The sequence below is a fragment of the Sinomicrobium pectinilyticum genome (assembly GCF_003725735.1).
In the GTDB taxonomy this organism is placed as follows: Bacteria; Bacteroidota; Bacteroidia; order Flavobacteriales; family Flavobacteriaceae; genus Sinomicrobium; species Sinomicrobium pectinilyticum.
In genome coordinates this window covers 1-5,873 of record NZ_RJTM01000196.1, presented here as the reverse complement: position 1 = coordinate 5,873, position 5,873 = coordinate 1, and the positions used below count along the sequence as shown (strand labels likewise).

At 41.6% G+C, this 5,873-nt stretch carries 1 protein-coding gene; it reads right to left on the bottom strand.

The annotated features are described in order from the left end of the window. The coding region (locus ED312_RS23130) for an RHS repeat-associated core domain-containing protein (protein ID WP_123218396.1) at positions 1 to 5,873 on the bottom strand (5,873 nt) is incomplete at both ends.

Below are 5,873 nucleotides of genomic sequence, written 5' to 3'. Positions count from 1 at the left end.
ATATTATACCTATTACCTCCGATATTCCCTCCGGTCCAGAAATATTTGATCTTTCCCCACACACCACTAAAATCTTGTGGCTCAGGATTTCCATATAAATATTCAAGACCTTTAATATTAAGCTTGTCTTCTTTAATCCCATGAACGGAACTTCCTGAAGAACCTCCTCCTCCATAATCATTACTAATACTGCTAACCCCTGTGCCAAACCCTTCATTCTGCCAACCTGAGCTGAGCTCCAGGTGTGAAAAACTTTGTGTTTTATTGGTATAAATCTTCTCTACTTTCCTTTTTTTCTTCCCTCCAAACAATCTCCTTATTGGGTTTACAATATGTTTGTTAACCCATTTTTCTATAGGTTTTCCGAAGTTGGTGTTCAACCAACGTCCTATTTGGGCACCCTCTAACGAATTCACGATGGATGAAACCAGGTTTCCAATTAGCGACTGCTGCGTAGGTGTAAGCCCTTCATTACTTTCCTGCCCTCCGAATTCTCCATACTCTCCGCTTGGATCTACATACATGAGCGGATTATTCAATACATATCCGTACCGGTTAAAGTTCTGGGTATTGTACGGGTCCTGTATATAGTTATCCGGCATCAGGAAGCGGTGCAATACAGGATCGTATAACCGCCCGTTCATGTGAATCAAACCGACTCCCGACAGGTGCTCATGCCCGGTATATCCCCTGTCTAAGATAATAAAATCCTGTAAGGCTGTACCTGATCCATTAGTTAATTTTACAATATTCCCCCAGGCATCAAAATGTCGCTTTTCCTTAAAATTGCCATTTTTGTCTGTGATGGCCAGAATACTGCCTAAATAATCCCTGTGTAAGTAGTAATAGTTATTTGTAGTGGTTGCGGTCTGCTCCGAATGCCATATCAACGGGGCACTGTAGGCATCCCCTCCTATGTAGGTCACAAAGGTGGTTTTCCCGGTCTGGGTATCTTCTTTAATTTCCATGCTACCATCGGCGCTGTAGTGTTTGCGGTAACGACGCTGCATCTTGTCGCCCTCTTCCCCGCCATAATACATATGGGCCCTGCCCATAGCCATATTGTACTGGAAGTTAATTCGTTCTTTACCCTCTTCGTGTATCTGAACCGGACTTTTAAAGACATTATAGGTAATATTCTGTTGCGGGTGGTCCTGGTAATACTGGCTGGCTGCTTCGGTACTTCCGGGGATCAAGGCTTCTTCATCTATCGTTATTTTTGTATTTTGATAAGAAACACCGCTATATATGTAATCGCCCAAGGCACTGTTTTTTGTTATCCTGCCCCTGCTGTCGTAAGTTTGGCTGTTATTATTGTTATTGTCATTAAAATGAATCAGCCGGTCCAGGTTGTCATATTCAAAAGTTTCGCTCCAGTTAAACATGCTGTTGGTTCGGCTATTAAGCGTTCCTCTCTGGGGGTTAAAATCGTAACCCAGTGTTATAAGATTAGTTGTAGTTCCTGTAGAAGTGGTCTTCTGAGTTTTTCGATCAGCAGGGAAGCCATACTGGTCGTAAGTGTTGACCTGTTTTAAAGTGGTCCCAAAAGCAGCTTCGGTGATCTGCCCCCTGGCATTTATCGCATTTACTTCCCAGAGGATCTCCTGTGAGGTAAAGTCTGTAATATTTTTTAATGCTCCATTCTGGTAAACATTTTTTATCTTTTTAGTACTGGTTCTGTTATTAGTCCCATTTTTGGCTATATATTGCTCCGTAACTACCCGGTTAAAGACATCATAAGTATAATTCCGGGTAAAAATAGCATAAGGATTGGTTTCTACAATTTTCTGGACCAATTGCGGATGTGTGCTATTGTAGATAAGTGTATAGGTGGTATTATTCCCATCGGCATTGGTCAGTGTCGTAGTAGTTGGGAGTTTGGTGATGTTGTCATAATCATAGATCCACTGCATGTCCGTATGTTCTCCTTCCACTTTTTTACTTCTCAACACCCCATAGTTATCATAACCATATATTATGGTCCCCTTGGGATTGGTTTCTTTAGTAACTTCTCCAAACCCATTGTACTCGTATGTATACGTTCCTCCAGAAGGGTCCACAAGTTTGGTTTTCCTGCCCCAGCCATCTTTTTCTATTCGCTGTACGGAACCACCATAATCGGCAGTTTTCAGGTTACCATCGGCATAATAAGTATAATTAATAGTTCCTCCCGGGTCAGTGACCCTGGTAGTATTTCCTAAGGCATCCTTAGTAGTCATCACAGTTTTGGTACCGTCATTTACAGTAGTGACAAGTCCGTTATAACTTATGGTTACCACCTTTCCGGTATGGGCTGTAGCCTTACGTATCCGGTTATAGAGATCATATTCGACAACATTCCACTGGGTAGCTCCGCCAATAAAGGGTTCACTTTCTTCGATCAGACGATCACGATGGTCGTATTTTACGACCTTCTCCACCCATTGCCCCATTACATTCTTTTCTTTCACCCGTATGAGCTGACCTAAAATATCATAAATGGATACTTTACTGCTACCGTCGCTCCCCGTTTCTGTTATAGTACTCTGCGTCCCGGATCTGGCGTAAGTGGTGACTACACTATTCCCCCGATAATCGGTAACCTTGGTAACTTTGCCCCAAACATCGTGATTGTATGTGGTCACCTGGTTGTAAGGATTGGTTTCTTCCTCAAGATTACCATTGTTCGGATTGTACTTATAGGTAGTAGTCAAGCCTTCTACATCGGTACCGGTTTTTAAGAAACGACCACTGTTATCGTAGGTATATGTAGTGGCCCTGGCAGGAGTCCCGTCAGGAGGGGTTATGACTTTCTTTATAATATTTCCATATTCGTCATCATAGGTTCTCTTTTCACTGATCAAACCTGTTCCATGCCCTTTAGTTTTTAACTCCGTGATCAGGTAACCGGAATAGGAATATTGTTCTTCGGTGGTATAGGTATTGCCATAGGCCGTACGGCTTTCCACTTTTTTTGTAGGCCTTCCTATATAATATGTGGTCCCGGTGCTATTGGCATAAGACATCGACACGGTATGCGTTCCTTTTCCTGAAACATTAGTGTATGCTTTGGTGGGATTTTTATAGCTGTCGTAACTATACGTTTTAAAGGTATGGGTACCATTGAGCAGGTCTTTGCTGGCCACCTCTATCGGAACGTTCACAAATACTTTATTGCTGCGGGTTTCCGTACTGTATTTATAATCGGTACGGGTAATATAATGACTTTCGGGAGAAGAGGCACCATCACTGATCCCGGTATCCTGATCGGTACGGGCAGTAAAAGTGCCGCTGCTTCCGTTGGCCGAAAAGCCGGGTTTTAGGGTTACAGACTGGGTAGCTGTTTTAGTGCCTGTAGTAGCTGACGACAAGGTAATTTGTGATGGATTGGGACTTTTATCGGCAAAGCTCTGCCCTGAAATGGTGTTTCTGGAAGTAAATTCCTTAGTCACCGCCCCTCGTAGTTGGGGGTTATGGTAAGAAGTACTGTATATTCGGTCATTATAATCTTTATGCCAGTTGCTTCGGGTAACCCTCCTGAAGCCCAGGAAACCCAATCCGGTAGTATGCAATACTGCTCCATGATAAGAAAACAACTGTTGGATAGTAGTCAGTCCGGTACCCGAACGTTCTAATCTGGCCACAACCTGTGTTCCTTGGGAAGCTTCTATGTCCATATAAGGATAACTCCCGAGTTCGGATGGCAATGCTGCCTTGGTATATACCTGAGGGGTTCCCTTTGATTCTAACGGACTATAAGTAATGGTTTCCTTCACACCGTTATTTTCTATCGATCGCAATGTAACATCTTCCCTATGATCTTTTAAAAACTGAAAAGAGGTGATCCATTTGTTACTAATACTGGCAAAATCCAAATTACCATTAGGACGATTGGAAGATAAAAATACAGGGATCGGAAAATTTTTTAAATTCCCTGTAGTGTTCTTGGAGCCGGAATGCTTAAAATTTGGTTTAACCGTACTCTCTGAAGAAGGAAAATTATTATATAATGTTATAGTTTGGCTGCCATTATCACTATCTTTATACGTAGTAGTAGTATAGTTCAGAACATCGGTCCGTCCGTCCCCGTTAATATCTACAGTTATTAAAGTATGGCCTACAAGCGTATTCGAGCTACTACTATAATTGGTCTCTTTATATTCAAAAGGATAGGTATGTTCACTTTTTATATAGCTTTTTCCGGTAGAGAGAAATAAGGCAAATACCTTACTGTTCTTTGCCGTAGGGATCATAAAGTCCGTTTTCCCATCTCCGTTGTAATCACCTAATAACAGAGGAAAATCGGTTTTGATACGTGAATTGGAAGTTTCCCATAGCAATTTTAACTGGTTATTATTATCCAGCCCATATACAAACATTTTTCCGGATTTTACATGAAGAATATTGGTTTTTCCATCTCCGGTTACGTCCGCGGTTAGAAGCTTATCATTATCAATATGCAATTCGTTTAGTTCTCCCGAATTGGTCATAAATCCAGAAGAAACCCGTTTATCCAGGTTAATAAAATAAGTATTTTTTCTATTTACTATATATCCACTTCTTGTAATGCAATGCGTATCATAGGGGTCCCAGTCACAGTAATTATAATTACCCTGTTTTTCTACTGCCAATACATCAGTTAAACCATCACCGTTAAAATCACCACTGAGATAAACTTTAGGTATTCTCTCCTCTACCGTCGGCTCACAACTGGGGCATGAATTATAAACCGTAGCTGTCGGAGAATTCCAGCTTTTTGTATAATGGGGTCCTCCGAGTACACTTCCTGTAGAGGCACTTACTTCTCCGTATATCTCAAATTTAACATTGCTCGTCCCATTGTGCTTGATAATCACCAAACCTTGTCTGGATGGCATACGGTTAGGTACTGAAGAAACCCCTGATATATAACTTATTGGAAATATTTTCTGAAAAAGACCTGTATTAAAAGTAGTCCCGGCATGAAATCCGCTACCTCCGTCCTGAAGGTTAGAAAACAGCCAGAATTTTTTTCTTCTATCCGGATCACTAACGCTTGTCGGATATGCGATAAAATCCATTTTACCATTCCCTGTAAAGTCTCCGGAAACCACCTCGGCATTACGTTGTTCCAAATTAGTTACTCCAGTTTGTCCTGTCGCATTGGCAACCACTATATTACCGGAACTATTTGTATAAGTAAATATTATAGGATTGTAACTTTTTGCCCCGTCACCACTTTTTTCCTGGATACTCGTAAGGCGTTGATAATCAAGAGAAGTTAAATCATAGGTCAAGACATAACTCCTGTACCCAGCCCCATTTCCTTTTACTTTTATTTCACTGAGAATATTAGATCGTACAAAGTTTATTCCTCCTATATATGCTTGTTCTTTTCTTGTCCTATTGCTGTCATAAATAAACTCTATTTCGTTAATAGGTGTCGCTGTTCCTTTACTACCATATGTTATGGTTTTAATACTTAATGTATTGTTAGTCGTTTCATAGCTATAGTTTATCCGTATCCCCTGAGGATTCTGCCAATAAGTAATAGCATAACTCGTACGACTCCGGGAATTGGCATTGTTACCATAAATGGCAATAGACCCATCGGGTTGGGTCACCTTAAAATAGGCCGGTCCATAAGCCGCTCCGTAAGGTGAAGTCCCGTGGGAGGAAATCTTTATGTTAGAGTAATTCTCCGTCTCATAGATTGTCCCGTCTTTGCCATAGGAACCACTTTTAAGTAATAGCCTTTGGCCGTCTAGAGCAAAACGGTCGGTAGCGGTAAAATCCACTCCTGCCACTTGATTATCGTGAAATTCCGTAGAAGGAATACGGGCAATAACCGAAATACCGGAGATATCCCACCCCCACCCAGCCAGGCCGTTCCCCCCCTGGCTGTTATAGGTCAG